This is a genomic window from Microbacterium azadirachtae (assembly GCF_000956545.1).
GTDB classification, from domain to species: Bacteria; Actinomycetota; Actinomycetes; order Actinomycetales; family Microbacteriaceae; genus Microbacterium; species Microbacterium azadirachtae.
Genome location: NZ_JYIT01000081.1, coordinates 149,505 through 174,675 on the forward strand (window position 1 = coordinate 149,505; position 25,171 = coordinate 174,675).

25 protein-coding genes are annotated in these 25,171 nt (G+C 69.1%); 8 read left to right on the forward strand and 17 right to left on the reverse strand.

Going from position 1 to position 25,171, the window contains the following annotated elements:
* From RL72_RS12895 to RL72_RS12910, 4 genes are read right to left on the reverse strand one after another with little or no spacing between them, the layout of a single operon-like run.
* Entirely contained in the window at window positions 1-990 is a 990-nt protein-coding gene (locus tag RL72_RS12895; RefSeq protein ID WP_045251237.1) for an epimerase, read from the reverse strand.
* Window positions 987-1,358 (reverse strand): PLD nuclease N-terminal domain-containing protein, encoded by a 372-nt coding sequence (locus RL72_RS12900; protein WP_045251238.1) that lies wholly within the window; start codon window positions 1,356-1,358, stop codon window positions 987-989. Before RL72_RS12900 ends, RL72_RS12895 begins: the two co-directional genes overlap by 4 nt.
* 43 nt (window positions 1,359-1,401) lie before the next feature.
* The gene (locus RL72_RS12905; RefSeq protein ID WP_045251239.1) at window positions 1,402-2,331 is read right to left on the reverse strand and encodes an aldo/keto reductase; all 930 of its coding nucleotides are present in this window, start codon (window positions 2,329-2,331) and stop codon (window positions 1,402-1,404) included.
* Window positions 2,328-3,746, reverse strand: coding sequence for a DUF2252 domain-containing protein (locus tag RL72_RS12910; RefSeq protein WP_082072376.1), 1,419 nt, complete (start codon window positions 3,744-3,746; stop codon window positions 2,328-2,330). Before RL72_RS12910 ends, RL72_RS12905 begins: the two co-directional genes overlap by 4 nt.
* A gap of 227 nt (window positions 3,747-3,973) precedes the next feature.
* Here RL72_RS12910 and RL72_RS12915 point away from each other — a divergent pair, with 227 nt between their 5' ends.
* The 4 genes from RL72_RS12915 to RL72_RS12930 all read left to right on the forward strand — a co-directional run bounded on the left by RL72_RS12915 (window position 3,974) and on the right by RL72_RS12930 (window position 8,019).
* A complete protein-coding gene (locus RL72_RS12915; protein ID WP_248700474.1) occupies window positions 3,974-5,464 on the forward strand; it encodes an amino acid permease in 1,491 nt (496 codons plus the stop codon).
* 105 nt (window positions 5,465-5,569) lie between these two features.
* Window positions 5,570-5,950: a VOC family protein gene (locus RL72_RS12920; RefSeq protein WP_045251241.1), complete on the forward strand. Its 381-nt coding sequence runs from the start codon at window positions 5,570-5,572 to the stop codon at window positions 5,948-5,950.
* A 94-nt stretch (window positions 5,951-6,044) separates the two neighbouring features.
* Window positions 6,045-7,724 (forward strand): glucose-6-phosphate isomerase, encoded by a 1,680-nt coding sequence (gene pgi, locus RL72_RS12925; RefSeq protein ID WP_045251242.1) that lies wholly within the window; start codon window positions 6,045-6,047, stop codon window positions 7,722-7,724.
* Between the two features lie 10 nt (window positions 7,725-7,734).
* On the forward strand, window positions 7,735-8,019 hold the full coding sequence (locus RL72_RS12930) for a hypothetical protein (RefSeq protein WP_045251243.1): 285 nt from the start codon (window positions 7,735-7,737) through the stop codon (window positions 8,017-8,019).
* 54 nt (window positions 8,020-8,073) lie between these two features.
* On the opposite strand, the gene RL72_RS12935 is transcribed toward RL72_RS12930, so the two are convergent.
* Entirely contained in the window at window positions 8,074-8,280 is a 207-nt protein-coding gene (locus tag RL72_RS12935; protein WP_045251244.1) for a DUF6458 family protein, read from the reverse strand.
* 178 nt (window positions 8,281-8,458) lie between these two features.
* On the opposite strand from RL72_RS12935, the gene RL72_RS12940 reads away from it, so the two are divergent.
* Complete coding sequence (locus tag RL72_RS12940; protein ID WP_045251245.1) at window positions 8,459-9,559, forward strand: serine hydrolase domain-containing protein; 1,101 nt, start codon at window positions 8,459-8,461, stop codon at window positions 9,557-9,559.
* 9 nt (window positions 9,560-9,568) lie between these two features.
* Here RL72_RS12940 and RL72_RS12945 read toward each other — a convergent pair whose 3' ends face one another.
* From RL72_RS12945 to nrdH, 5 genes are all read right to left on the reverse strand, one after another.
* Complete coding sequence (locus RL72_RS12945; RefSeq protein ID WP_052674401.1) at window positions 9,569-10,327, reverse strand: patatin-like phospholipase family protein; 759 nt, start codon at window positions 10,325-10,327, stop codon at window positions 9,569-9,571.
* Between the two features lie 117 nt (window positions 10,328-10,444).
* Window positions 10,445-11,422, reverse strand: coding sequence for a class 1b ribonucleoside-diphosphate reductase subunit beta (nrdF, locus tag RL72_RS12950; RefSeq protein WP_045251246.1), 978 nt, complete (start codon window positions 11,420-11,422; stop codon window positions 10,445-10,447).
* 43 nt (window positions 11,423-11,465) lie between these two features.
* Entirely contained in the window at window positions 11,466-13,625 is a 2,160-nt protein-coding gene (nrdE, locus tag RL72_RS12955) for a class 1b ribonucleoside-diphosphate reductase subunit alpha (protein WP_045251247.1), read from the reverse strand.
* A complete protein-coding gene (gene nrdI / locus RL72_RS12960) occupies window positions 13,607-14,044 on the reverse strand; it encodes a class Ib ribonucleoside-diphosphate reductase assembly flavoprotein NrdI (protein WP_045251248.1) in 438 nt (145 codons plus the stop codon). The genes nrdE and nrdI overlap by 19 nt, the downstream gene beginning before the upstream one ends.
* A gap of 34 nt (window positions 14,045-14,078) precedes the next feature.
* Window positions 14,079-14,312, reverse strand: a complete 234-nt coding sequence (nrdH, locus tag RL72_RS12965; protein ID WP_045251249.1) for a glutaredoxin-like protein NrdH — start codon at window positions 14,310-14,312, stop codon at window positions 14,079-14,081.
* Between the two features lie 460 nt (window positions 14,313-14,772).
* Here nrdH and RL72_RS12970 point away from each other — a divergent pair, with 460 nt between their 5' ends.
* Both RL72_RS12970 and RL72_RS12975 read left to right on the forward strand, forming a co-directional pair.
* Entirely contained in the window at window positions 14,773-15,936 is a 1,164-nt protein-coding gene (locus RL72_RS12970) for an MFS transporter (protein ID WP_045251300.1), read from the forward strand.
* Between the two features lie 117 nt (window positions 15,937-16,053).
* Complete coding sequence (locus RL72_RS12975; protein WP_045251250.1) at window positions 16,054-17,421, forward strand: aspartate aminotransferase family protein; 1,368 nt, start codon at window positions 16,054-16,056, stop codon at window positions 17,419-17,421.
* A gap of 74 nt (window positions 17,422-17,495) precedes the next feature.
* Here RL72_RS12975 and RL72_RS12980 read toward each other — a convergent pair whose 3' ends face one another.
* From RL72_RS12980 to RL72_RS13010, 7 genes are all read right to left on the reverse strand, one after another.
* On the reverse strand, window positions 17,496-18,068 hold the full coding sequence (locus RL72_RS12980; protein WP_045251251.1) for a dihydrofolate reductase family protein: 573 nt from the start codon (window positions 18,066-18,068) through the stop codon (window positions 17,496-17,498).
* A 107-nt stretch (window positions 18,069-18,175) separates the two neighbouring features.
* Window positions 18,176-19,108 carry an RNA polymerase subunit sigma-70 gene (locus tag RL72_RS12985; RefSeq protein ID WP_248700469.1) on the reverse strand — a complete coding sequence of 311 codons (933 nt, stop codon included), beginning with the start codon at window positions 19,106-19,108 and terminating at the stop codon, window positions 18,176-18,178.
* 22 nt (window positions 19,109-19,130) lie between these two features.
* Window positions 19,131-20,051, reverse strand: a complete 921-nt coding sequence (locus RL72_RS12990; protein ID WP_082072378.1) for an ABC transporter permease — start codon at window positions 20,049-20,051, stop codon at window positions 19,131-19,133.
* Window positions 20,048-20,938: an ABC transporter permease gene (locus RL72_RS12995; RefSeq protein WP_045251252.1), complete on the reverse strand. Its 891-nt coding sequence runs from the start codon at window positions 20,936-20,938 to the stop codon at window positions 20,048-20,050. Before RL72_RS12995 ends, RL72_RS12990 begins: the two co-directional genes overlap by 4 nt.
* Window positions 20,931-22,124 (reverse strand): polyamine ABC transporter substrate-binding protein, encoded by a 1,194-nt coding sequence (locus RL72_RS13000; protein ID WP_045251253.1) that lies wholly within the window; start codon window positions 22,122-22,124, stop codon window positions 20,931-20,933. The genes RL72_RS12995 and RL72_RS13000 overlap by 8 nt, the downstream gene beginning before the upstream one ends.
* On the reverse strand, window positions 22,124-23,284 hold the full coding sequence (locus tag RL72_RS13005; RefSeq protein WP_045251254.1) for an ABC transporter ATP-binding protein: 1,161 nt from the start codon (window positions 23,282-23,284) through the stop codon (window positions 22,124-22,126). Before RL72_RS13005 ends, RL72_RS13000 begins: the two co-directional genes overlap by 1 nt.
* Window positions 23,285-23,442: 158 nt before the next feature.
* Window positions 23,443-23,715 (reverse strand): metal-sensitive transcriptional regulator, encoded by a 273-nt coding sequence (locus RL72_RS13010; RefSeq protein WP_045251303.1) that lies wholly within the window; start codon window positions 23,713-23,715, stop codon window positions 23,443-23,445.
* A gap of 85 nt (window positions 23,716-23,800) precedes the next feature.
* Here RL72_RS13010 and RL72_RS13015 point away from each other — a divergent pair, with 85 nt between their 5' ends.
* A complete protein-coding gene (locus RL72_RS13015; protein WP_045251255.1) occupies window positions 23,801-25,075 on the forward strand; it encodes a DUF445 domain-containing protein in 1,275 nt (424 codons plus the stop codon).
* The last annotated feature ends 96 nt before the right edge of the window (window positions 25,076-25,171 follow it).

Genomic DNA, 25,171 nt, shown 5'->3' on the forward strand with positions numbered 1-25,171 from the left:
TCAGCGGCCGACGATCGCCCGCACCGCGCCGTCCAGCTCAGGGAACCGGAAAAGGTAGCCGGCGTCCTCGAGCACCTGCGGCAGCACCCAACGACTCTTCAGGATGAGCTCCGACTCCGTGCGCAGCACCGCCATCCCGGGCTCGAGCACGAACCGCGGCGCCGGCAGACCGAAGGGCGCATGCACGGCGCGCCGCAGGGTGCGCATGAGGTCGATGTTGGTGACGGCGTGCGGCGAGGCCATGTTCACCGGACCCGCGACCTCGTCGTGATCGCGGAGGAATCGCACCGCCTGCACGAAGTCCTGCTCGTGCATCCAGCTCAGGCGCTGACGACCGCGCGAGTGCTCGTAGTCGGGCCGGTCGGGGTCGGTCGGGTGCGCGCCGATCCCCCGGTAGCGCCGGTGCGGGAACCACCAGCCGTCGTACTGCGGCCCGCCGAGCCCGAGCCGGGCCAGGCGCAGCAGCATCTCCATCACGGGCGCGCCGCGCCCGAGCACGAGCGAGGTGCGCAGGGCGATCCGCCGCGTTCCCGGGGTCTCGCCGGTGAAGAGCGCCGCCTCCCACTCCCGGGTCACATCGGGCGAGAAGCCCTTCTCCTCGAGCGGATCCGCTTCGGTGCGCGGCGTGTCGAGGGAGTAGCGGTAGGCCGTCGCGGAGCTTCCGTTCATCCACACCGCCGGCGGTGTCGCCGCGGCGGTGACCGCGCGGTGCAGGGCCGCAGTGGTGCGCACCCTGGAGCGCAGGATCTCCTCGCGGTTGCGATCGGTGTAGCGGCAGTCGATGCGCCGGCCCGCAAGACCGATCAGGAGATCCGCCCCGTCGACGAGGCGCAGGATCCCGGCGGGATCGTCCCATCGGGCGTCGGCGCCGCTGCGGCCGATCGTGCGCACGTCGAAGCCGTCGATGCGCAGGGCGTCGCGCAGCGCGGTGCCGAGATAGCCGCTGCCGCCGCCGATCACGGCGCGACGCAGACGCGGTGCCGCGCTCATCGGGCCCCCTCCTCGCCCTGCTGCTTCTTGCGCTTCTCGATCTCCGCGCGCAGCCGCCACTCCTCGATCTCGCGGTCGAGGTCGGCGATCTGCTGCTCGGTGCTGCGCGTGTCGGACGGCGGCGGAGGCGTCGCCGCGGCGGGCGGATCGGCACGGCGCTCGCGCGGTCGCGGCAGCCGGATCCCCTCCCCGTCGTACTCGCGGCCGACGAGGAACCAGATCAGGGATCCGGCCAGCGGCAGGATGATCACGAGGATGACCCAGAACACCTTGGGCAGGTGCTTCACCTGGTCGTCACGGCGCGTGATGATGTCGATGAGCGCGCCGATCATCAGCACCAGCACGAGGATCGAGAACACCAGGCCCATGACGACAGCCTGCCAGACCGGAGCGGATCCCGGGCCCGCCGCGCTAGGGCAGGGTGTGCCCCGCGGCCCGGAACAGCTCGTACCACTCCGCGCGGCTGAGCTCGACGTCCGCACCGTCGGCGGCCTCCTGGACGCGCGCGGGCGTGGTCGTGCCGAGCACCACCTGCATCCCTGCGGGATGCCGGGTGATCCAGGCGGTCGCGATGCCGATCGGGGTGACCCCGTGCACGGCGGCGATCCGTTCGATCGCCGCGTTGAGCTCCGGGTAGGCGGGGTTGTCCAGGAAGACGCCCGTGAAGAAGCCCGCCTGGTAGGGCGACCATGCCTGGATCGTGATGCCGTTGATCCGGCAGTAGTCCACGATCCCGCCGCCGTCGCGCACGACGCTCTGCTCCAGCGCGGCCATGTTCGCCGCGATCGGCTGAGCGATGATCGGCGCGTGCGTGATCGACAGCTGCAGCTGGTTCGCGACGAGCGGCTGCGTGACGGCGGTCTTCAGCAGGTCGATCTGTCCCGGGGTGTGGTTGGAGACGCCGAAGGAGCGCACCTTGCCGGAGGCGTGCAGCTCGTCGAAGGCTCGGGCGACCTCCTCCGGCTCGACGAGGGCGTCGGGCCGGTGCAGCAGCAGCACGTCGATCCGGTCGGTGCGCAGCGCCTTCAGGGATCCCTCGACCTGGCGCATGATGTGCGCGTACGAGAAGTCGAACATGCCCTCCGCCGGGACGATCCCGCACTTGGTCTGCAGCGTGATCTCGTCGCGCTCCGCGGCCGACAGGCCCAGCGCCGCGCCGAACCGGTCCTCGCACACGTGCATCGCGCCGCCGTAGATGTCGGCGTGGTCGAAGAAGTCGATGCCGCTCGCGCGCGCGGTGTCGTACAGCTCGCGGATCTGGGCGTCCGTGCGGCCGTCGATGCGCATCATCCCGGCGACGACGGCGGGGGCGGATCCGGATCCGAATCGCACCTGCTTCATGATCTGCTCTCCTTCTGCGCAGCCTCCTGCGCGGTGCTCGGTGCGGCCTCCGCCGCGGCGTGGACGCCCGCTCGCGCCGTGAACGCGCGGTAGTCCGCGGCGGCCAGGTCGGCGTAGGCGTTGGCCCAGCCCACCAGCGTATCGGCGAGCCGTGCGCCCTTGCCCGCATAACCGGCGATCTGCGCCGCGGCGGGGGCCTGCGCGTGCGCGCGGGCGAGTGTGATCGCGCAGGCGACCGCATACTCGCGGTACCCCTCGTCCTCGATCTCGTCGGTGTCGATCGACCCCTTCATGTCGTGGAACTGGCGCACGTAGTAGTCGTCGGCGGCGCCCTTGATGTGCCCGAGGAACGGATCCGAGAACGCCTGCAACACTCGCTGCACGCCCACGACCCTGGCCCCCTCGCCGCCGTCGGCGATCCGCTGCTGCAGGTCGTCCGGCTGAGCGATCCCGCCGTACTCCACGAGCACGCTGCGCCCGGCCTCCTTCACCTGGAGCAGCAGCGGCTCCGCGTCGGCCGTGCCGAGCACCGCCAGATAGCAGCGCGTGCCGACGCTGCCGACTCCGACCACACGGCGGGCCACATCCCGCACCCGGTACTGACGCAGCAGGAGCTGGATGTCGACGTTCGCCGTCGCCGCGTACTCCGCGAAGGCGGTGTCGCTCACCTCGCGGATCTCCGGGTCGGCGTGCGTCATGACCGGCGGCTGCTCGATGAACCGCAGATGGCCGTCGTCGCCCCGCACCGTGAGCTTGCGCGCCGCGCGCGCCCCGGTACGCTTCTCCGCCGCGGAGATCGCCTTCTGCAGGGTGCGCTGCGAATCGACGTCGAGCCCCGTCCTGCTGGCCTCCGCGTCGAAGTGCGCGAAGTAGCGCTGCAGCGGATCCGCCCGCACCGCCGCGGTCAGCGCCCGCACGTAGGCCAGGACACTCTGCCGGGCCGCCGTATCGGCGAGCTCCTGCCCCCGGGTCTCGCGCGCTCCGATCACGACGCTGGCGACGAGTCGCTTCAGATCCCACTCCCACGGCGCCCATGCCGCCTCGTCGAAGTCGTTCAGGTCGAACAGCAGCGTGCGTTGCGGCGATGCGAAGAATCCGAAGTTGCCGATGTGCGCGTCACCGCAGGACGGCACGAGGATCCCGGTGTGCGGCTCCCGGGCGAAGTCCGCGGCCATGATCGCCGCCGTGCCGCGGAAGAAGGCGAACGGGCTGGCCGCCATGCGCTCGGTGCGCAGCGGGATCAGCTCCGGCACGCGCGTGCGGTTCTGATGGTCGAGGATCGCGAGCGGATCTCGTCCGTCCGTGGTCAGGGCCGCCAGCTCCGCACGCGGGACGCGCGTGCGCGCCACGCGCCCCGCGGCGAGCCCTTCGGCCCGGGTGAGCATGCTGTCGCCGACGACGCTGGTTTCGGTCATGGCTCATTGTCGCGCGGACGCCTCGGTCGTCGGAACGGCGCCGCGCCGGTTCGTTCGTTGCCCTGCGCACGGGATCGGGGGGAAGATCGCGGATGCACCAGTGAACGGCTGTCGTCCCCGGGGCGGCCACGACGAAAGGCATCGCAATGAGCGATCAGATCCCGGGTCGACCCCGCGATCCCGAGGACGCCCTCGAGAACGAGCGCGAACTGACGGGCGACCGCCTCATGGCCGTCGAGGACTTCTCCAGCGAGGAGGCCGGCTACCACAAGGCGCTCAAGCCCCGGCAGATCCAGATGATCGCGATCGGCGGCGCCATCGGCACGGGCCTGTTCATGGGGGCGGGCGGCCGCCTCGCCTCGAGCGGGCCGGCCCTGATCCTCGTCTACGCGCTGTGCGGGTTCTTCGCCTTCCTCATCCTGCGCGCGCTCGGCGAGCTGGTGCTGCACCGCCCCTCCTCCGGATCCTTCGTCTCCTACGCCCGCGAGTTCTACGGCGAGAAGGTCGCCTTCGTGAGCGGCTGGCTGTACTTCCTGAACTGGGCGATGACCTCGATCGTCGACGTGACCGCCGCCGCCCTGTACGTGAAGTTCTGGGCGCACTACTGGCCTCCGCTGCAGGCCGTGCCGCAGTGGCTCATCGCCCTCATCGCACTGGTCGTGGTGCTCTCGCTCAACCTCGTCAGCGTGAAGGTGTTCGGCGAGATGGAGTTCTGGTTCGCGATGATCAAGGTCGTGGCGCTCGTGGCGTTCCTCGTCGTCGGCACGGTCATCCTCATCCTGCGGGCGCCGACCGACGTGGGCCCGACCGGCTTCTCGATCCTCGCCGAGCACGGAGGGCTCTTCCCGATGGGTCTGTTCGCGCCCCTCATCGCCATCTCCGGCGTGGTGTTCGCGTATGCCTCGATCGAGCTCATCGGCACGGCCGCGGGCGAGACGGCCGAACCCGCGAAGGTCATGCCCCGCGCGATCAACACGGTCGTCATCCGGATCGCGATCTTCTACGTCGGCTCCATCCTGCTGCTGTCGCTGCTGCTGCCCTTCAGCACCTACAAGGCCGGCGAGTCGCCGTTCGTCACGTTCTTCTCGCACCTGGGCGGCGCCGAGACCGGCGCGGTCGCCGGCTCCGTGATGAACTTCGTCGTGCTCACGGCCGCACTGTCCAGCCTCAACGCGGGCCTGTACTCGACGGGACGGATCCTGCGCTCGATGTCGGTCAACGGCTCGGCGCCCCGCTTCACCGCCCGGATGAGCCGCAACGGCGTGCCGTACGGCGGGATCCTGCTCACCTCGGTCATCACGCTCGCCGGTGTGGTGCTCAACGCGGTCGTCCCGTCGCAGGCGTTCGAGATCGTCCTCGAGGTCTCCGCGCTCGGCATCATCGGAGGCTGGGCGACGATCATCCTCTGCCAGCTCCGCCTGCACGCTCTGGCGAAGAAGGGCGTGCTGGAGCGTCCGTCGTTCCGGATGTTCGGCGCCCCGTACACCGGCTACCTCACGCTCGCGTTCCTGGTCTTCGTGCTCGTCACGATGGGATTCACCGAGACCGGGCGCTGGGTGCTGCTCTCGCTCGTGGCGATCATCCCCGCGCTCATCGTGGGCTGGATCGCCGCGCGCAAGCGCATTCTCGCCGCCGCCGGCGAGCGCGAGGGCTACACCGGCATGCACCCCGTCCTGCCGCATCGCCAGGCGACCGAGGCCCTGCGCGACGGGGACTGAGGCTTTCACCGTCCTGCTCCCGCCGCGATGTCGGAGGCCCGGCGTAGCGTCGACCCCGACGGCGGATCCGCCGCCACGATTTCCCCACTCGAAGGAGCGTGCAGCATGGACTGGAAGATCGAGCTCATCTTCGTGCCGGTCACCGACGTCGACCGTTCGAAGGAGTTCTACGAGCGGATCGGCTTCAACCCGGATCACGACCAGACGCCTTTCGACGGGCTGCGGTTCGTGCAGATGACGCCTCCCGGCTCGGCCTGCTCGATCGCGTTCGGCACCAACCTCGGGATCGACCTCGAGCCGGGCAAGCAGAACACGATCCAGGTCGTCGTGCCCGACGCGGATGAGGCGCTCGCGCACCTGCGCGGACTCGGGGTGGAGGCGGAAGGCGTGGACGAGCTCGCGTGGGGTCGCTTTGTCACCTTCGCGGATCCCGACGGCAACCGCTGGACGCTTCAGCAGCTGCCGGATCGCAGCCAACAGGCCTGAGTTCCGAGGCGGGCCGGGCACGCGCGCGGGTCCGCCTCGGAACCCTCCGCACGGCACCGCGCACAGAGGCGGCGGTCGGCGCTAGCGTTAGGACATGACCTCCCCGATCGACGCCTCTTCGACCTCCGCCTGGACCGAGCTCACCGCGCTGCGGGATGCGTTCTCCCCTGATCTGCGCGGCTGGTTCGCCGACGATGCGCAGCGCGTGGAGAGCCTGACGTTCGATCTGGCCGATCTGCGCGTCGATCTGTCCAAGAACCTCATCACGCCTGAGGTGCGCGCCGCCCTGGTGCGGCTCGCGGAGCAGACGGGTGTCGCCGAGCGCTTCGCCGCGATGCTCGAGGGCGTGCACATCAACACGACCGAGGACCGCGCGGTGCTGCACACCGCCCTTCGCCGTCCCGCAGGAGCGTCTCCGGAGCTGGTCGTCGACGGCCAGCACGTGGACCACGACGTGCACGAGGTGCTCGACGCGCTCGGCGCCTTCGCCGACCGGGTGCGCTCGGGCGAATGGCGCGGCGTGACCGGCAAGAAGGTCACCCACGTCGTGAACATCGGCATCGGCGGATCCGACCTCGGGCCGGTCATGGTCTACGAGGCGCTCAAGCCCTACGGCAGCGGGATCCAGGCACGGTTCGTGTCGAACATCGACCCGACGGACATGGCGGAGAAGACGGCGGACCTGGATCCGGAGACGACGCTGTTCATCGTCGCGTCGAAGACGTTCACCACCCTCGAGACGCTGACCAATGCGCGACTGGCGCGCGACTGGCTCTGGGAGCGGCTCGGCGCCGCGGGCGTGGACGTGAGCACCGACGAGGCCCGCAGCACCGCGGTCGCGCATCACTTCGTCGCGGTCTCCACGGCGCTCGACCGGGTCGCCGCCTTCGGCATCGATCCCGCCAACGCGTTCGGCTTCTGGGACTGGGTCGGAGGCCGCTACTCCGTGGACAGCGCGATCGGGCTGTCGCTCGCGATCGCGTTCGGCCCCGAGGTGTTCCGCGACCTCCTCGCGGGCTTCCACGCCGTCGACGAGCACGTGCGGACCACTCCCCTGGAGCGCAACGTGCCGGTGCTCATGGGCCTGCTGAACGTCTGGTACACGAACTTCCTCGGCGCGCAGTCGCACGCGGTGCTGCCGTATGCGCAGCAGCTGAGCCGTTTCCCCGCCTACCTGCAGCAGCTCACGATGGAGTCGAACGGAAAGTCGGTGCGCTGGGACGGCTCGCCGGTCACGACCGACACCGGAGAGGTGTTCTGGGGCGAACCGGGCACGAACGGGCAGCACGCGTTCTACCAGCTCATCCACCAGGGCACGCGGCTGATCCCGGCCGATTTCATCGCCTTCGCGAACCCCGCCTATCCGCTCTCCGATGACGGTCGCGACGTGCACGGGCTGTTCCTCGCCAACTTCCTCGCGCAGACCAAGGCGCTCGCCTTCGGCAAGACCGCGGCCGAGGTGGAGGCCGAGGGCACTACGGGCGCGCTGGTGGCCGCCCGGACCTTCCCGGGAAACCGGCCGACGACCTCGATCTTCGCGGACGCGCTCACGCCGGCCGTGCTGGGTCAGCTGATCGCACTGTACGAGCACATCACCTTCACGCAGGGGGCGGTCTGGGGCATCAACTCCTTCGACCAGTGGGGCGTCGAGCTGGGCAAGCAGCTCGCCCTGCAGATCGCGCCCGCCATCGAGGGCGACCAGGATGCGATCGCGGCACAGGATCCCTCCACTCGCGCCCTGCTCGCCTACTACCACGAGCACCGGAAGGCCTGAGGGCGCGGCGGTGGGCGACGACGTCGAGATCGGCGCGCTCGCACTGAACGTCGCGATCCCGCCGGCGCTGCGGTGGGAGGACGAGCGGCGTGGTGAGCGCTTCGAGCTGCAGTCCCTGACCGTGAGGCTGCTCCCCGACGGGACGCTGGCGGCGAAGGCGTACGGTCGCCCCGTCGCCGGCGGACGCGGCGCCTACGTGTCGTTCCCGGTGCGGCGCTCCCCCGAGATCGACGCCCTCATCACGAGCGCGGCGACCGAGGCGGGTCGGCGCTGGGCCGCGCACCGCGGCCTGTGACGACGCGGGATCGCATCCCTCGCCGCTGCGTCGCCCCGCCCGCTCCGCCGCTCCTCAGAGCAGTTCCTCGTCGTTCACCGGCCCGGTGCGACGACCGCGTCGCACGAGCAGCAGGATGAGGCTCAGCAGGAAGACGACCGCACCGGCGATCATCAGGATGTAGCCGACCAGATGCACGTCGATCCAGGTGACGTCGATGCGCAGCGCGAACTCCAGGATCGCGCCGATGACGAAGAGGACGATGCCCACTCCCATACCCATGAGGTTCTAGCCTCCGTTCCGCGGCCGGGTGCCGTCGACCCCTCACGCTAGGCGCGACCCGATGCGCACGGCAGGGGCTTGACAACGGCACGACAGGTCTGGATCCGCCCCCTCCGCAAGAGCCTGCGATCCGCGGCGTCATAGGGTGGGCGGCAGGCCGGAGCGAGGGAGGACGAAGATGACGTCACAGGTGCAGGAGATCATCGAGCGGCACGTCGCGCAGGGCACGGCGCCCGGGATCGTGGTCGCCGACGGCGACGCCTCAGGGCGCCTCGACGTGGTCTCCGCCGGAGACTTCGGCGACGACGCCATCGTGCGCATCCAGTCGATGACGAAGCCGGTGCTCGCGGTGGCGACGCTGCGTCTCGTGCAGGACGGACGACTCGACCTCGACGCGCCGGTCGAGCGCTGGATGCCCGAGCTGGCGGATCGGAGGGTGCTGCGCACACCCGACTCGGCGCTGGACGATGTCGTTCCCGCGACATCGCCGATCACCGTGCGGCACCTGCTGACGAACACCTCCGGGTACGGCATGACCACGACGCCGGGCCCTCTGCGCGACGCGATGGTCGCCAATCGCACGCAGGCGAGCCAGGAGGCCGTCGCCCTGGGCGCGCAGGACTGGCTCGACGCCCTGGCCGCGCTCCCGCTCATGTTCTCGCCGGGCGAGGGCTGGCGGTACCATCACTCCTTCGGCGTCCTGGGGATCCTCCTCGGCCGCGTGGTGGGGCGGTCGCTGGAGGAGCACCTCGCCGAGGACCTCTTCGAGCCCCTCGGCATGGTGGACACGGGATACACGGTCCCCCGACCGCAGGCGCACCGCCTCCCTGCCGCGTTCCGCCACGGCGAAGACGGCCCCCTGAGCCCGATCGAGCCCGCCGGGGACGGCTTCTACATGGCGCCGGCACCGTTCGACCTGAGCCACGCGGAGCTGGTCTCGACGGCGTCCGACTACGCCGCGTTCGCCCGCATGCTGGCTGCGGGCGGTCGCTTCGGGGATCGCCTCGTCGTCGAGCCACGCCTCCTCGACGAGATGCGGACCGACCGCATCCCTCCGCGCCTCAAGACGCCGGACAGCTTCTTCCCGGGTTTCTGGGACGGCATGGGGTGGGGATACGGCGTCGCCGTGCAGACGGAGGGCCCGCACCGGGGGCGCTACGGATGGTCGGGCGGCCTCGGCACCGACGTGTACATCGATCCGGACGGATCGTTCCGGGTGATCCTGACCCAGATCGAGATGGGTCCGCAGGCGATGCGGCTCTTCACCGACCTCGCCTGACCACCGCGACTATCCGATCGCGAGCAGTCGCCCGTCGCGATCCGCGGCGTCGAGCGCCGACTCGGCCGCGCGGCGGCCCTCCGCGATGAGCCGCGGCACGTCCTTCGTCACCCACTGCGCCATCCGCTCCATCTCGGGCTGGATGAGGATCACCGTGGGATCGGCGACGAGGTCCGCGGTGGCAGTGACCGTGCGCATCATGCGGACGTTCTCCCACTTCGCATGGAGCCGCACCACGATCGTGCGCTCCGCGCCGAGAGCGCGCGTCACCCTCTCCGGCACGTTGTCGATCATCCCGCCGTCGGCGAGCACGGCGCCGTCGCGCCGGACCGGGGGCAGCACGCCGGGCACGGCGATGGTCGAGCGCAGCGCCGTGCTGAGCGGTCCGCGGTCGAGGATCACGCCGCGCCGGGTGCGCAGATCGGTCGCATACGCGCCGAAGCGCCGCGGCAGCTCCTCGATCAGAGGATCGTGGCCGAGGATGCGGTGGATCGCGTCGGTCACCGCGTGGGTGTCGAGCAGTCCCCAGCGCGGCCGGAGCGACCACCGGGCGATCGCGCTCCAGCGGAACCGGCGCACCGCGTGCTCGATCGCGTCGGCGCCGATCCCGGCGGCGTAGGCGGCGCCGAGCAGCGCTCCGGCGCTCGTGCCCGCGACGATGCCGGGGCGGATGCCGCGCTCGGCGAGCACCTGCAGCACTCCGGCCTGCGCAGCGCCGTAGGCGCCGCCGCCGCTGAGCGTGAGGCCGAGGGTCGGGTCGTCGGTCACGGTTCTCCCGTCGTGGGTGTTGCCGCGACGCTATCAGCAGGCGCCTTCGTGCACGCTGGGACAGGAAGGGCCCGGATCCGCGCGCAGGCGGATCCGGGCCCTCTCACGAAATGCGACTCAGAAGTCCCAGTCCTCGTCCTCGGTGGCCTCGGCCTTGCCGATGACGTAGGAGGATCCGGATCCCGAGAAGAAGTCGTGGTTCTCGTCCGCGTTGGGCGAGAGCGCCGACAGGATCGCCGGGTTCACGTTGGTGACGGCGGCCGGGAACATCGCCTCGTAGCCGAGGTTCATCAGCGCCTTGTTCGCGTTGTAGTGCAGGAAGCGCTTGACGTCCTCGGTGAGACCGACCTCGTCGTACAGATCCTGCGTGTACTGCACCTCGTTGTCGTAGAGCTCGTAGAGCAGCGAGAAGGTGTAGTCCTTCAGCTCGTCCTTCTTGGCCTGATCGAGCGTCTCGAGACCGCGCTGGAACTTGTAGCCGATGTAGTACCCGTGCACGGCCTCGTCACGGATGATGAGGCGGATGAGGTCGGCCGTGTTGGTGAGCTTCGCCCGCGACGACCAGTGCATCGGAAGGTAGAACCCCGAGTAGAACAGGAAGCTCTCCAGCAGGGTCGAGGCGACCTTGCGCTTGAGCGGCTCGTCCCCGCGGTAGTAGTCCATGACGATCTGAGCCTTCTTCTGAAGGTTCGGGTTCTCCACGGACCAGCGGAAGGCCTCGTCGATCTCCTTCGTCGAGCACAGCGTCGAGAAGATCGAGGAGTAGCTCTTCGCGTGCACCGACTCCATGAACGCGATGTTCGTGTAGACGGCCTCCTCGTGCGGGGTGATCGCATCGGGGATGAGGGAGACGGCACCGACCGTGCCCTGGATCGTGTCCAGCAGCGTCAGGCCGGTGAACACGCGCATGGTGAGGGTCTGCTCCTCGGGGGTGAGCGTGTTCCACGACTGGATGTCGTTGGACAGCGGCACCTTCTCGGGCAGCCAGAAGTTGTTCACCAGACGGTTCCAGACCTCGAGGTCCTTGTCGTCCTGGATGCGGTTCCAGTTGATCGCCTGCACGCGGTCGACCAGCTTGAGCGGTTCGGGGGTCATTTCTTTCCTAAGTCGGTCGTGGAACGATGCGGAGCCCAGAGCATCACAGCATGCAGCTGACGCACTCGGTCATGTCGGTGCCCTCGAGGGCGAGCTGACGCAGCCGGATGTAGTAGATCGTCTTGATGCCCTTGCGCCAGGCGTAGATCTGAGCCTTGTTGATGTCGCGGGTGGTCGCGGTGTCCTTGAAGAACAGCGTGAGCGACAGGCCCTGGTCCACGTGCTGCGTGGCCGCGGCGTACGTGTCGATGACCTTCTCGTAGCCGATCTCGTACGCGTCCTGGTAGTACTCCAGGTTGTCGTTCGTCATGAACGCCGCCGGGTAGTAGACGCGACCGAGCTTGCCTTCCTTGCGGATCTCGATCTTCGACGCGATCGGGTGGATCGAGCTCGTCGAGTTGTTGATGTAGGAGATGGATCCGGTCGGCGGCACGGCCTGCAGGTTCTGGTTGTAGATGCCGTGCTTCTGGATGGACTCCTTCAGCTCGACCCAGTCGGCCTGCGTGGGGATGTGGTGGCCGGCGAACAGCTCGGCGACCTTCGCGGTGGCCGGCACCCACTCCTGATCGATGTACTTGTCGAAGAACGTGCCGGATGCGTAGGTCGAGTCCTCGAACCCGTCGAAGGCGGTGCCGCGCTCGATCGCGAGCTTGTTCGACGCCCGCAGAGCGTGGAACAGCACCGTGTAGAAGTAGATGTTCGTGAAGTCGACGCCCTCTTCGGACCCGTAGTAGACGTGCTCGCGGGCGAGGTAGCCGTGCAGGTTCATCTGGCCGAGGCCGATCGCGTGCGAACGGTCGTTGCCGTCCTCGATCGAGCGCACCGAGGCGATGTGGCTCTGGTTGCTCACCGCGGTGAGGCCGCGGATCGCGGTCTCCACGGTCGCGCCCAGGTCGCCGCCGTCCATCGCGAGCGCGATGTTCATCGAGCCGAGGTTGCAGGAGATGTCCTTGCCGATCTGGGCGTACGAGAGGTCCTCGTTGTACGTCGTCGGCGTGTTCACCTGCAGGATCTCGCTGCAGAGGTTGGACATGTTGATGCGGCCCTTGATCGGGTTGGCCTTGTTCACCGTGTCCTCGAACATGATGTACGGGTAGCCCGACTCGAACTGGATCTCGGCGATCGTCTGGAAGAACTCGCGCGCATTGATCTTGGTCTTCTTGATCCGCGGGTCGTCGACCATCTCGCGGTACTTCTCGGTGACCGAGATGTCGCCGAACGGCACGCCGTAGACGCGCTCCACGTCGTACGGGGAGAACAGGTACATGTCCTCGCCGTTCTTGGCGAGCTCGAACGTGATGTCCGGCACGACGACGCCGAGCGACAGCGTCTTGATGCGGATCTTCTCGTCGGCGTTCTCGCGCTTGGTGTCGAGGAACCGCATGATGTCGGGGTGGTGGGCGTTCAGGTACACCGCACCGGCGCCCTGACGCGCACCGAGCTGGTTGGCGTAGCTGAAGCTGTCTTCGAGCAGCTTCATGACGGGGATGATGCCGGAGGACTGGTTCTCGATCTGCTTGATCGGTGCACCGGACTCGCGGATGTTGCTCAGCAGGAGCGCCACGCCACCGCCGCGCTTCGAGAGCTGCAGGGCGGAGTTGATGCCGCGGGCGATCGACTCCATGTTGTCCTCGATGCGCAGCAGGAAGCAGCTGACGAGCTCGCCGCGCTGGGCCTTGCCCGCGTTGAGGAAGGTCGGGGTCGCCGGCTGGAACCGGCCGGAGATGATCTCCTCGACGAGGTTCTTCGCGACGGCCTCGTCACCGTCGGCGAGGGCGAGGGCGGTCATCACGACGCGGTCCTCGAAGCGCTCCAGGTAGCGCTTGCCGTCGAAGGTCTTCAGCGTGTAGCTGGTGTAGTACTTGAACGCGCCGAGGAACGTCTCGAAGCGGAACTTCTTCGAGTAGGCGAACTCGTTGAGCTGCTGGATGAAGTCGAACGAGTACTTCTCCAGGACGGCGCCCTCGTAGTACTCCTTCTCGACGAGGTAGTCCAGGCGCTCCTTGAGCGAGTGGAAGAACACCGTGTTCTGGTTCACGTGCTGCAGGAAGTACTCCCGCGCGGCCCGCTTGTCGGCGTCGAACTGGATCTTCCCGTTCGCGTCGTACAGGTTCAGCATCGCATTCAGGGCGTGGTAGTCCAGCCCCTCGTACGCCTGGTTGACCTTGTAGGCCGCCTCTTCCTTCACTGCTGCGTCCACCATCGTTCCAATCCGTCGCTCACGCGATCGACGTCGTCCTGTGTGCCGTAGATCTCAAGCCGGTACAAGTGGGGCACGTGGCACTTGCGGCTGATGATGTCACCGGCGGCGCAGAACGCGTCGCCGAAGTTGGTGTTGCCTGCGGAGATCACTCCGCGGATGTGTCGCCGGTTTCGCTCGTCGTTGAGGAACCGGATGACCTGCTTCGGCACGGCGCCCTTCTCGACGCCGCGGCCCTGTCCCCCGCCGTAGGTCGGCGTGACGAGCACGAACGGCTCGTCGACGACGAGCGGCTCGTCCGTGCTGTGCAGCGGAATCCGCCGCGCCGGAAGGCCGAGCTTCTCAATGAACCGGGCCGTGTTGCCCGAGATGCTCGAGAAGTAGACCAGCAGCGGCGCGACGGTCGCAGTGGCGGCGTTCATGAGATCGCCCCCTTCGACGGGCTCGGAGCCGGAGTTACGCCAGACGAGCGGCGAGCTCGTCGATCTTGTCGGGACGGAAGCCCGACCAGTGGTCCTCGTCGGTGACGACGACGGGCGCCTGCAGGTAGCCGAGCGACTTCACGTGCTCGAGCGCCGCAGCGTCCTCGGAGACGTCGTGGACTTCGTATTCGATGCCCTTCGCGTCGAGCGCGCGGTAGGTCGCGTTGCACTGGACGCAGGAGGGCTTGGTGTAGACCGTGATGGACATGTGTTGCGCCTCTTCTTTCCCCTCAGAACCCGGCCGTCGGACAGGTGGCCCCGCCGGGAGTTCAATACTACATATAGGTGCGGACATTCGGGTCGACCACAAGGGCTAGTAGTTACAACTGTGTAGTTTTCCACCGTATTCCACCGTTTGGCCACAGGTTCTCCACGCCTGTCTCCACAGCCCGAGAGGGCGCAGGCCGACCCGCGAGCCGCGATTTCCCGCGGGTCCGGAAGGCCCCGCTCGGATCCATCCACAGATGCGATGCTTCCTCGGGCCTCGGACATTCCCCAGGCTGTGGAATTCGCCCTTCGGCGTGTCGTCGGCGTGTCGTCGCCGGCCTCTCACCCGCGGCGGCGGGAGCGCCCTCCTCGACCTGCATCCGGCCTCGCGCGACCTGTAGCGTTGATCCGTGGCCGGATCGGGATACAAGGAGCTTCTGCGCGTACCGGGAGTCGGACGCATCATCGCCGCGCAGTTGACGGCGCGGTTCCCCAACGGCATGGCGAGCCTCGCGATCCTGCTGCACGTGCAGCACGCCACCGGCTCGTACGGCGCGGCCGGCCTGGTGCTCGCCGCGTCATCGATCGGGCAGGCCGTGTCCGGCCCGGTCACGAGCCGCTGGATGGGGCGCTGGGGGATGCGTCCGGTGATCACCCTGACCCTGTCGATCTGCGTGCTCGCGATCCTCGGACTCGCCTTCGGCTCCGCGCTCCCCCTCGCCGGCCTCGTGGTGCTGGGCCTGATCGCCGGCCTGTCCACCCCGCCGATCCAGTCGGCGGCGCGGACCATCTACCCCAAGCTCGTCAACTCCTCCCAGCTGACCCCCCTGTTCTCGCTCGACGCGTCGCTGCAGGAGATCATCTGGATCGTCGCGCCGGTGGTCATCACGATCGTGTCCACCCAGGTCGGGACCGTCCAGGGCCTCCTGCTGGTCGCGGCGGTGCTCATCGGCGGCGGGGCGTGGTTCATCCTCTCCCCCGAGGTCGGCCGGGTGCGGATCCCGCGCAGCCGCCGCGGCTTCGGCGCGGTGGTGCTGAAGCCGCCGGTGCTGCTGGCCACCGTCATCGGCTTCCTCCTCATCGGCGCCTGCTCGGCCGTGGAGGCCGGCGTGGTGAAGACCTTCGACCACGGAGGCCTGGAGGCGGGCCTCGTCCTCGCGGTGTTCTCCGTGGGGAGCCTCGTCGGCGGGCTCGCATCGGGCCGGGTGCCGATGGGTCCGTGGTCGATGGCGCGACGGCTGACCATCGTGACGGTCGGGCTGGCCCTCACGATGCTCTCCCTCAACGTGTTCTGGCTGGGCGGCACGCTGCTCGCCGCCGGGATCGGCATCGCTCCCGCGCTCGCCGTGCTGTTCGCGATCACCTCGGCGAGCGTGAAGTTCTCGGAGACCGCGGAGGCGTTCGGCTGGGCGGGCACCGGGCAGCTGATCGGTGCGGCGGCGGGATCCGCGATCGCGGGCTTCCTCATCGACAGCATGCACAGCCCCACCGGCGCCTACCTCGCAGCCACCTGCTTCGCCGCGGCGGCCCTCGTGGTCTCGGCCGTCTTCGTGCGGTACTTCCCGGATCTGCGCGGGCGGGACGCCGCGCCGATGCCGGACACGGAGGCCGTCCCGCTCCCCTGAGCCGGTCGCACCCGAGCTTCTGACCCCTCACAGCCCAACCTCGGAATCCGCAGGATCCGGGGAGTTCAACCTTCGATTTCTGTTGTCATTTTTGATTTCGAGTGACAAGATCGGGGCATGAGCGCCGATCTGCAACAGAAAGCACATGATCACCTCTGGATGCACTTCACCCGGCAGTCCACGATGGACCGCAGCGGTGTGCCGATCATCGTCCGGGGTGAGGGACACCACATCTGGGACGACACGGGCAAGAAGTACATCGACGGCCTCTCCGGGCTGTTCGTCGTCAACGCGGGCCACGGACGCACGCGCCTCGCCGAGGCCGCGGCGAAGCAGGCGGAGCAGCTCGCGTTCTTCCCGCTGTGGTCGTACGCCCATCCGGCGGCCGTCGAGCTCGCCGATCGCCTCGCGGGATACGCTCCCGGCGATCTCAACCGGGTGTTCTTCACCTCGGGCGGCGGCGAAGCCGTGGAGACGGCGTTCAAGCTCGCCAAGCACTACTGGAAGCTGCGCGGCAAGCCCACCAAGCACAAGGTGCTCTCCCGCTCGATCGCCTATCACGGTACGACGCAGGGTGCGCTGGCGATCACCGGCATCCCCGCGATGAAGGCGATGTTCGAGCCGGTCACCCCCGGCGGTTTCCGCGTGCCGAACACGAACATCTACCGCGCCGCCGAGATGGGGGCGCCGACGGATCCGGAGGCGTTCGGCGTCTGGGCGGCCGACCGCATCGAGGAGATGATCCAGTTCGAGGGCCCCGACACGGTCGCGGCGGTCTTCCTCGAGCCGGTGCAGAACTCGGGCGGCTGCTTCCCCCCGCCCCCCGGATACTTCCAGCGCGTGCGGGAGATCTGCGACCGCTACGACGTGCTGCTCGTCTCAGACGAGGTGATCTGCGCCTTCGGCCGGATCGGTCACATGTTCGCCTGCGACGCCTACGGCTACGTGCCCGACATCATCACCTGCGCCAAGGGCATCACGAGCGGATACTCCCCCCTGGGCGCCGCGATCGTGAGCGACCGCATCTACGAGCCGTACGCCCACGGCGACATGTCGTTCCCGCACGGCTACACGTTCGGCGGGCACCCGGTCTCCGCCGCCGTGGCGCTGGAGAACCTCGACATCTTCGAGGAGGAGAAGCTCAACGAGCGCGTGCGGGAGAACTCGCCGCTGTTCCGGGCAGAGCTGGAGACCCTGCTCGACCTCCCCCTCGTCGGAGACGTGCGCGGCGACGGCTACTTCTTCGGCATCGAGCTCGTGAAGGACAAGACGACGCGCGAGACCTTCGACGACGACGAATCGGAGCGTCTGCTGCGCGGCTTCCTCTCGGGGGCGCTGTTCGAGTCCGGCCTGTACTGCCGCGCCGACGACCGCGGCGACCCCGTGATCCAGCTCGCGCCGCCGCTCACGATCGGTCCGGCCGAGTTCCGGGAGATCAGCGGGATCCTGCGCGGGGTGCTCACCGAGGCGGAGAACGTCCTGTAGTCGCCGGGGACGCGAGATGAGACGCGGTGTCCGTGAGGGCGCCGCGTCTCGTCTCGCTCCCTCCGGGTGCTCGCTCAACGACCCCGGACGACGGACGGCGTTGCGATCACCAGGCTCGTCGGGCCGACCTGCTCGACGCTGACGAGGTCGAGGTCGGCACCGTCGGGGAACAGCCGTCGCCCGGTCCCGGTGGCGGTCGGGAACACGCGCAGCCGGTACTCGTCCACGGCTCCGGCCCGGACGAACGCGTCGACGACCGAGCCGCTGCCGATCACGACCACGTCGCGCTCCGCGGCGGCATCCCGCGCCCAGCCGATCGGATCCGTCGCGACCTGACGCGTGTTCTGCCAGCGCGCGAGATCGACCTCTCCTGCGGTCACGACCGCCTTGTCCGCCCTGTTCAGCGCATGCGCGAAGGGATCGGTCTCATCCCGCGCCGGCCACATCGCCGCGAACGCCTCCCAGGTGCGGCGTCCGAACAGGAAGACGCCGGTCTCCAGGATCGGGCCGTAGTGGAACTTGTCCCCCGCGATGGCCTCGGGGCCGTGCCGGAAGCACCAGCCGCCGAACGGCGTGCCGCCGGATCCGTCCGGATCCTCCACGACTCCGTCGAGGGTGATGAACTGCGCCACGATGATGCGTGCCATGTCGTGCTCCTTGTCGTGTCCCGTGCTCGGCGAGCGTCGGGCTTCACCAAGGTCTACGTGCGCGCGGAACGGAACTCATCGGTCCCGACGGAATCCACGTCCGCCGTTCAGACCGCCACGACGCCGTCGCGCTCGAAGAGGGCGAACAGCGCCTCGTCCCGGTAGACCAGCACGTGGCCGATCCTCGTGCCGGTCGCGTCGGCCTCGAACAGTTGCACGGTGTGCGGACGCGGCCCCTCGTCGGTGACGATCAGCAGCAGGATCCCGTGCTGCCCGTTCGCGGAGATCGGCCGGGTCAGCCACCACGATCCCTGCCACGCGAACAGGTGCGCCATGAACGCCGCATAGGTCTCGCGCCCGATCGACCAGCGCGGCACCGGCGGCATCTCGAACAGCACGTCGTCGGCCACGAGGGCGGCGAGGGCTGCGACGTCGGCGCGCTCGATCGCGCGGGCGTACCTCTCGACGGTGTCGCGACGCAGGGGTGCCGGGCGCGTGGACCTCTCGGCCACGGCCGCCTTGGCGCGCTGCAGGGCCGAGTTCACCGACGGCACGCTCGTCTCCAGGATCTGCGCGGTCTCGGCCGCCGAGTGCCCCAGCACCTCCCGCAGGATGAACACCCCGCGCTGCCGGGGCGGGAGCGCCTGCAGGACGAGCGTCACGGCGAGACGCACCCCCGACGCCTCGGCGACCGCGCGCTCCGGTACGGAGTCGGCCCACCAGCTCGTCGGGGCCGGCACCAGCCACGGCACGTCCAGCGCAGGCACCAGGGGCGCGCCGACGTCGATGCCGGGATCCGACAGGTCTCGCGGCAGCGGCCGCCGTGGGCTCTCCCGGATCCGGTCCACGCAGACGTTGCGGGCGATCCGGTAGACCCAGGTCGACAGCGCGCCCCGGGCGGGGTCGTACGCGTCCCGGCTGCGCCACGCACGCTCGAGCGCATCCTGCACGGCGTCTTCCGCATCGAACGGCGAGCCCAGCATCTGGTAGCAGAAGGCGAGCAGGCCGCCGCGGAGGGCGGCGAGGTCGGTGGCGTCCACGGACGTCAGCGTACGTCCCCGCTCAGCCTCCGGCCATCGTCCGCGCGATGTCCGCGGCGGAGTCGCCGGCCCGCTTGAGCACGAGCGCGACGAGAGCGAGCGCACCGAGCGTGAGCACGAGCATGATCGTCGACACCGCCGCGATCTCCGGGCGAAGACCGCTGCGCAGCGCGCTCAGCACGTAGACCGGCCACGGCGTGGTGCCGGAGACCTGCACGAACGCGGAGACGATCGTGTTGTCGAGCCCGAGCGTGAAGGAGAGCAGGAAGCCGGCGAGCACCGCGAGCATCGCGAGCGGCAGGGTGACCTTGAAGAACGTCGTGAGCGGCTTCGCGTACAGATCCGCCGAGGCCTCCTCGAGCTTCGCGTCGAGCCCGACCAGACGAGCCCGCACGATGTACGAGACGATCGCGATCGAGAACAGCGATTGGCCGATCACCAGGCGCACGGTGCCATCGTTGAAGATCGAGAGCCCCAGGTCCTGACCGAGGAACACGACCCACGGCAGCAGCGCCACCGCATCCACGATCTCGGGGGTGACCGAGATGAGCAGCAGCAGCACGAGGAACCAGGGCACCCACTTGCCGGGCGTGCGCGCCATCGCGATGCCGGCGAGCGTGCCCAGTGCCGTCGCCAGCAGGGCCGCGATCAGGCCGGTGCGCAGCGACACGAGGACGGCGTCGCGCACCGCGGGCTTGGTGACGATCGCCGCGAACGAGTCGAAGCCGAAGTGGTCCCACGAGATGAGCAGGCGTCCGACGTTGAACGAGTAGACGATCACGACCGCGATCGGCAGGAACAGGAAGACGAACACAAGGGTCGCCCACAGCGGCAGGAGCCAGCGGCTGACGTTGCGCGGAGCCCTGCGGCGTGCGGCGGGGCCGCCGGCCGTGGCCGGAGCCGGATCCGCCTGTTCGGCGGGTCGTTCTGCGACGACGGTCATCGTGCCTCCTCGAGGGTCAGGCGGTAGCTGCGGCGGATCGGGATCGTGACCAGCCAGCCGATCAGGGCCGCGACCCCGATCGACAGTGCGATGGTGAGGATGAGGAGCACCGCCATCGCCGAACCCAGGGCCCAGTTCTGCGCGGTCTGGAACTGGCTGGCGACGATCTGGCCCACCATGTTGCCCTTCGCCCCGCCGAGGACCGTGGCCGTGATGTAGTCGCCCATGAGCGGGATGTACACCAGCAGCACGCCGGCGATGATGCCGGGCTGCGCGAGCGGCACGGTGACCCGGAAGAACGTCTTCCAGCTGCCCGCGCCCAGATCCTTGCTGGCCTCGCGCAACGGCCCGCTCACCCGGTCGAAGGCGACGAACAGGGGCAGGATCATCAGCGGCAGGTAGTTGTAGACGACGCCGAGCAGCACGGCGCCGCGGGTGTTGAGGATGCCCAGCGGTCCCGGGATCACGCCGAGGAACTGCAGCGCGTGCGACAGCCACCCCTCGGGCGCCAGGATGATTTGCCAGCCGATCGTGCGCACCAGGAAGTTCGTCCAGAACGGCACCATCACGAGCGCGAGGAACATCCCGCGCCGGCTCGGCGCGCACTTCACCGCGATCCAGTACGCCACGGGCGCGCCGATCAGCAGACACAGGACCGTTCCCGCGATGCCCACCCAGAGCGTGTTCTGGAACGTCGCGAAGAACGTCGGCGAGAGCGCCTCGATGTAGCGGTCGAACGAGAGCTTGTCGTTGGCGTTGGTCGCGAAGATGCTCGGCTTGTAGCCGAAGCTGTACCAGACGACGACCCCGATCGGGACGACGAAGAAGACGAGGAGCCACACCCAGGCGGGCAGCGCCAGACCGAAGCGGATGCCCCCCTTACGCACCGGCGGCCGCCTTCGTCGCGTTCCAGATCGCCACGATCCGCTCCTGGGCCTTGGTGAACTTGCCCTCGTGCATCGTGGCGATCTGCTCCTCCGTGAAGAAGACCATGTCGAGGTTCTCCAATCCCGCCTCCTCGGCCCGCTGCTGGTTGCCGTCGACGCCGGTGTCGTAGCCGATGTAGTCCATCTGGTCGACCTGCACGTCGGGTCCGATGATGTAGTTGATGAAGGCGTGCGCCGCCTCCGGATGCGGTGCTCCCTTGGCGATCGCCCAGTTGTCCATCCAGATCTCCGTCGCCGGCGCGCCGAGCACCCACTGCCAGCGCTCCGGGTGCTTGGAGGCTGCGATCCCCGTGCGCGCATCGCCGTTGTAGACCTGCACGAGCGCGGCCGTCGCCTGCGGGATGATCTGCCCGCCTGGCGCGGAGTCGAAGGAGACCACGTGCGGGGCCATCTCCTTCGTCATGAATTCCTCGCAGGCTGCGAGATGCTTCTCATCCGTCGTGTTCCAGTCGATCCCGTGCGACCAGAAGTAGATGCCGCACAGCGGCGCGGGATCGTCCAGGAGGGAGGTCTTGCCCGACGCCTCGTTCTGCGCCGCGTCGATGAAATCCGCCCACCCCGTCAGCTCTCGGGTGATCACCGTCTTGTCGTATGCGAAGCCCGTGGTGCCCCACGCCTTGCAGATCGAGTACTCGTTCTTCGGGTCGAACGCGCGGTGCACGAAGTGCGGGTTCATCGTCGCGAAGTTCGGGATCAGGTCGAGGTTGAGCCGCTCCAGCAGGCCGTTCTCCGCCATGGGGAGGATGAAGGGTCCGGTCGGGACGACGATGTCGTAGCCCGACGTGCCGCGCGCGGCTACGAGCTTCGCGACGAGCTCCTCGTTCGAGTTGAACGCGTCGACGACGACTCTCGGCCCCTTCTTCTTCGTGAAGGCGCTGAGCAGGTCCGGGTTGTCGTAGTCGCTCCACGTGTAGATCGAGAGCTTGTCCTCGAGTGCTCCGCCGTGCGCCTCGGAGGCGGCCGACGCCTTCTGCGGGGCGCAGGCGGTGAACAGCACCGCCCCCGAGGCGGCGAGGGTCGTGGCGAGGAAGCCGCGACGGGTGAGCTCCGCCCCGATCTTGCGTGCGGACGGCGCGTGGGCGAGCACGCGCACCGGCGACTGCTCGGGGGCGCGGCCGTGCGCCATCAGGCGGCTTCCTTGGGCAGCGCGATCACGTGCGTCGCGGTCTCGGGGATGCCGTCGTCGGCGAAGATGCGCACGTCGGCGGGATCCCAGGTGCAGCGCACGGCGTCGCCGACCGCGACGGACGGGGCGCCGGGCGCCGGGATGCGCACCAGGAACGCCTGCTCGCGGCCCACGTCGACGGCCACCTGCAGGGTCTCCCCCAGGTGCGACACCCCCAGGACCGTGCCGTCGACGCCGGGGCCCTCGGCGGTGCCGGCGGGCGCGAGCCGCACGAACTCCGGACGGATGGCCGCGACCGCGGTCGATCCGGGCAGCCCCTGCTCGCCGCCCCATCGTCCCCGCAGCGCGCCCGCGAACGTGTCGACGGCGTCGCCGCCCAGCGCGGTGCCGTGCAGGAAGTTCTGCTGGCCGATGAAGGACGCCACATAGGCCGACGCCGGCTCGGCGTAGATGTCGGCGGGAGCGGCGAGCTGCTCGATCCGCCCCGCCCGCATGACCGCGATCCGGTCGCTCATCGAGAGCGCCTCGGCCTGATCGTGCGTGACGAAGACGAACGTGGTGCCGAGCCGGGACTGCAGCAGCTTCAGCTCGAGCTGCATCTCCTCGCGCAGCTGACGGTCCAGAGCCGCGAGCGGCTCATCCAGCAGCAGCACCGACGGTCGGTTGATGAGGGCGCGGGAGAGCGCGATGCGCTGCTGCTGCCCGCCGCTGAGCTGCGTGGGCTTGCGGTCCGCGAAGCGGCGCAGCTGCACCATGTCGAGCGCCTCGGCGACGCGCTCGCGCTGCTCCGCCTTGGACACCTTGCGCTGCTGCAGGCCGTAGGCGACGTTCTCGGCGACCGTCATGTGCGGGAACAGCGCGTACGCCTGGAACACGGTGTTGACCTCGCGCTTGTGGGGCGGCAGGCCCAGCACGCTGCGTCCGCTCAGCCGGATGTCGCCGGCATCCGGGTGCTCGAAGCCGGCGATCATCCGCAGCGTCGTGGTCTTGCCGCACCCCGAGGGGCCCAGCAGGGAGAGGAACTCCCCCGGGCGGATCGACAACGACAGCCGGTCGACGGCGGTCGCATCGCCGTAGTACTTGGTGACGCCAGAGATCTCGACACCGCCGGTGGGCGCGTCGGTCGTGCTCTGAGCAGATACGGACACAGGACTGCTCATGGAACCTCCACAGTGAGTTCTTCGCTGCGGAGAGTCTGACACAGGATCCCTCGTCCGTACAGAGGAAAACGAAGGAATCTCAGACCTTTGCGACGATATTCGTTGTTGAGTGCGGCCCTGTCAACGAATATGCGTGTTTCGCGCGTGTTTCGTGCGGGCTACTTCCCCTGGAAGTCGAAGGCCTTCAGGAGCTCGTCGATGGCCTGCTCGCGCTGCTCTCCGCCCTCGTCGAACATGTGCGCGACGTGCGTGCGCAGGTGGTTCTCCAGCAGCAGCCGGTTGAGCGATTCCAGGGAGCGCTGGATCGCGCGGGACTGCGTGATGATGTCCATGCAGTACTCCTCGTGCTCGATCATCTTCGCGACACCGCGGAGCTGACCTTCGAGGATGCTGGTGCGGTGCAGAGCGCGCTTCTTGATGTCTTCGATCACGAGGACGAGGCTACCGGTCTCCGCCGTGCGCGGCACGGGATCCCGCCCGGCCCCGGATCCCGCGACGCAATGGAAGGATGGGCGCATGGCACGCGCCCGTGAAGCACTGCTGTCCCCCGCGGACCTGGAGCGCCTGCGCGCGCTGCGAAGGATGAAGGCGGTCGCCCTGGGCGCCCTCGGCATCATGGCCGTCGCGTTCGTCGTCGCGTTCTGGCTGCAGGGCCGCTTCCCGTGGCTGGAGTACGTGCGCGCCGCCGCCGAGGGGGGCATGGTCGGCGCCCTCGCGGACTGGTTCGCGGTGACCGCGCTGTTCCGGCGTCCGCTCGGGCTGCCCATCCCGCACACTGCGATCATCCCGAACCGCAAGGACGAGATCGGGCGCACCCTCGGCGAGTTCGTCGAGACGAACTTCCTCTCTGCCGAGGTCGTGCGCACGAAGCTCACCGAGACCTCGATCGCCCGCCGCCTCGGCGACTGGCTGCGCACACCCGAGCACGCGGAGCGGGTCGCGAGCGAGGGATCCACGATCGCGTCCGCGGTGCTGCGCGCCCTCAGCGACGACGACGTGCAAAGCGTCATCGCGGAGCTCGCCCGCGAGCACCTGGTGGACCCGGAATGGGGCACGCCCGCCGGCGCCTGGCTGCAGCGGATCGTGCAGGCCGACGCGCATCGCGGCGCCGTCGACCTCGCCGTGGACAGCATCGCCACCTGGCTCGACGGCAACGCCGCCGCGTTCCAGGGACTCCTCTCGCGCCGCCTGCCGTCCTGGGTGCCGCGGCTCGCGCACCGCTTCGTGGACGAGGCCGCGTACAACGAGGCCGTGCGCTTCGTGCGCGCGGTGCAGGCGGATCCGCATCACCCCGCACGTCGCGCCCTGGACGGCTATCTCGCCCGTCTCGCCGACAACCTGCAGCACGACCCCTCCACCCGCGCACGTCTGGAGAACGCCAAGGCGGCCCTGTTCGACAGCCCGCGGGTGGGCGCCCTGGCGGCCGAAGCGTGGAACGCCGCCAAGGCGGGCCTCCTCTCCGCACTCTCCGACCCGGAGAGCGGACTGCGCCGCCGGGCGGCGTCGGCGATCGCCGAGCTCGGCGATCGCCTCTCCACCGAGGACCCACTGCAGGACCGTGTCGACCGCTGGCTCACCGACGCCGCCGTGTATCTGGTCGACCGCTACCGGCACGACATCGCATCGATCATCACGGACACGGTGGAGCGCTGGGATCCCGCCGAGACGACGGAGAAGATCGAGCTCATGGTCGGCCGCGACCTGCAGTACATCCGCCTCAACGGCACGGTCGTCGGCGCGCTCGCCGGGCTGGCGATCTTCGCGGTCGCGCACGCCGTCATCCCCGTGTAGGGCGCGCTCGGCGCAGGCACCGGCGGTGCCACTGGGCGCGTCGCACCGGCGGCGCCCCTGGGCGCGTAACGATCTGCGGCGCCCCTGGGCGCGTGA

What these genes read in the sequence shown, in the direction of transcription:
- RL72_RS12895 (WP_045251237.1), bottom strand. Translation starts at nt 990, where the DNA reads ATGAGCGCGGCACCGCGTCTGCGTCGCGCCGTGATCGGCGGCGGCAGC.
- RL72_RS12900 (WP_045251238.1), bottom strand. Translation starts at nt 1,358, where the DNA reads ATGGGCCTGGTGTTCTCGATCCTCGTGCTGGTGCTGATGATCGGCGCG.
- RL72_RS12905 (WP_045251239.1), bottom strand. Translation starts at nt 2,331, where the DNA reads ATGAAGCAGGTGCGATTCGGATCCGGATCCGCCCCCGCCGTCGTCGCC.
- RL72_RS12910 (WP_082072376.1), bottom strand. Translation starts at nt 3,746, where the DNA reads ATGACCGAAACCAGCGTCGTCGGCGACAGCATGCTCACCCGGGCCGAA.
- RL72_RS12915 (WP_248700474.1), top strand. Translation starts at nt 3,974, where the DNA reads ATGGCCGTCGAGGACTTCTCCAGCGAGGAGGCCGGCTACCACAAGGCG.
- RL72_RS12920 (WP_045251241.1), top strand. Translation starts at nt 5,570, where the DNA reads ATGGACTGGAAGATCGAGCTCATCTTCGTGCCGGTCACCGACGTCGAC.
- pgi (WP_045251242.1), top strand. Translation starts at nt 6,045, where the DNA reads ATGACCTCCCCGATCGACGCCTCTTCGACCTCCGCCTGGACCGAGCTC.
- RL72_RS12935 (WP_045251244.1), bottom strand. Translation starts at nt 8,280, where the DNA reads ATGGGTATGGGAGTGGGCATCGTCCTCTTCGTCATCGGCGCGATCCTG.
- RL72_RS12940 (WP_045251245.1), top strand. Translation starts at nt 8,459, where the DNA reads ATGACGTCACAGGTGCAGGAGATCATCGAGCGGCACGTCGCGCAGGGC.
- nrdF (WP_045251246.1), bottom strand. Translation starts at nt 11,422, where the DNA reads ATGACCCCCGAACCGCTCAAGCTGGTCGACCGCGTGCAGGCGATCAAC.
- nrdE (WP_045251247.1), bottom strand. Translation starts at nt 13,625, where the DNA reads ATGGTGGACGCAGCAGTGAAGGAAGAGGCGGCCTACAAGGTCAACCAG.
- nrdI (WP_045251248.1), bottom strand. Translation starts at nt 14,044, where the DNA reads ATGAACGCCGCCACTGCGACCGTCGCGCCGCTGCTGGTCTACTTCTCG.
- nrdH (WP_045251249.1), bottom strand. Translation starts at nt 14,312, where the DNA reads ATGTCCATCACGGTCTACACCAAGCCCTCCTGCGTCCAGTGCAACGCG.
- RL72_RS12975 (WP_045251250.1), top strand. Translation starts at nt 16,054, where the DNA reads ATGAGCGCCGATCTGCAACAGAAAGCACATGATCACCTCTGGATGCAC.
- RL72_RS12980 (WP_045251251.1), bottom strand. Translation starts at nt 18,068, where the DNA reads ATGGCACGCATCATCGTGGCGCAGTTCATCACCCTCGACGGAGTCGTG.
- RL72_RS12990 (WP_082072378.1), bottom strand. Translation starts at nt 20,051, where the DNA reads ATGACCGTCGTCGCAGAACGACCCGCCGAACAGGCGGATCCGGCTCCG.
- RL72_RS13000 (WP_045251253.1), bottom strand. Translation starts at nt 22,124, where the DNA reads ATGGCGCACGGCCGCGCCCCCGAGCAGTCGCCGGTGCGCGTGCTCGCC.
- RL72_RS13005 (WP_045251254.1), bottom strand. Translation starts at nt 23,284, where the DNA reads ATGAGCAGTCCTGTGTCCGTATCTGCTCAGAGCACGACCGACGCGCCC.
- RL72_RS13015 (WP_045251255.1), top strand. Translation starts at nt 23,801, where the DNA reads ATGGCACGCGCCCGTGAAGCACTGCTGTCCCCCGCGGACCTGGAGCGC.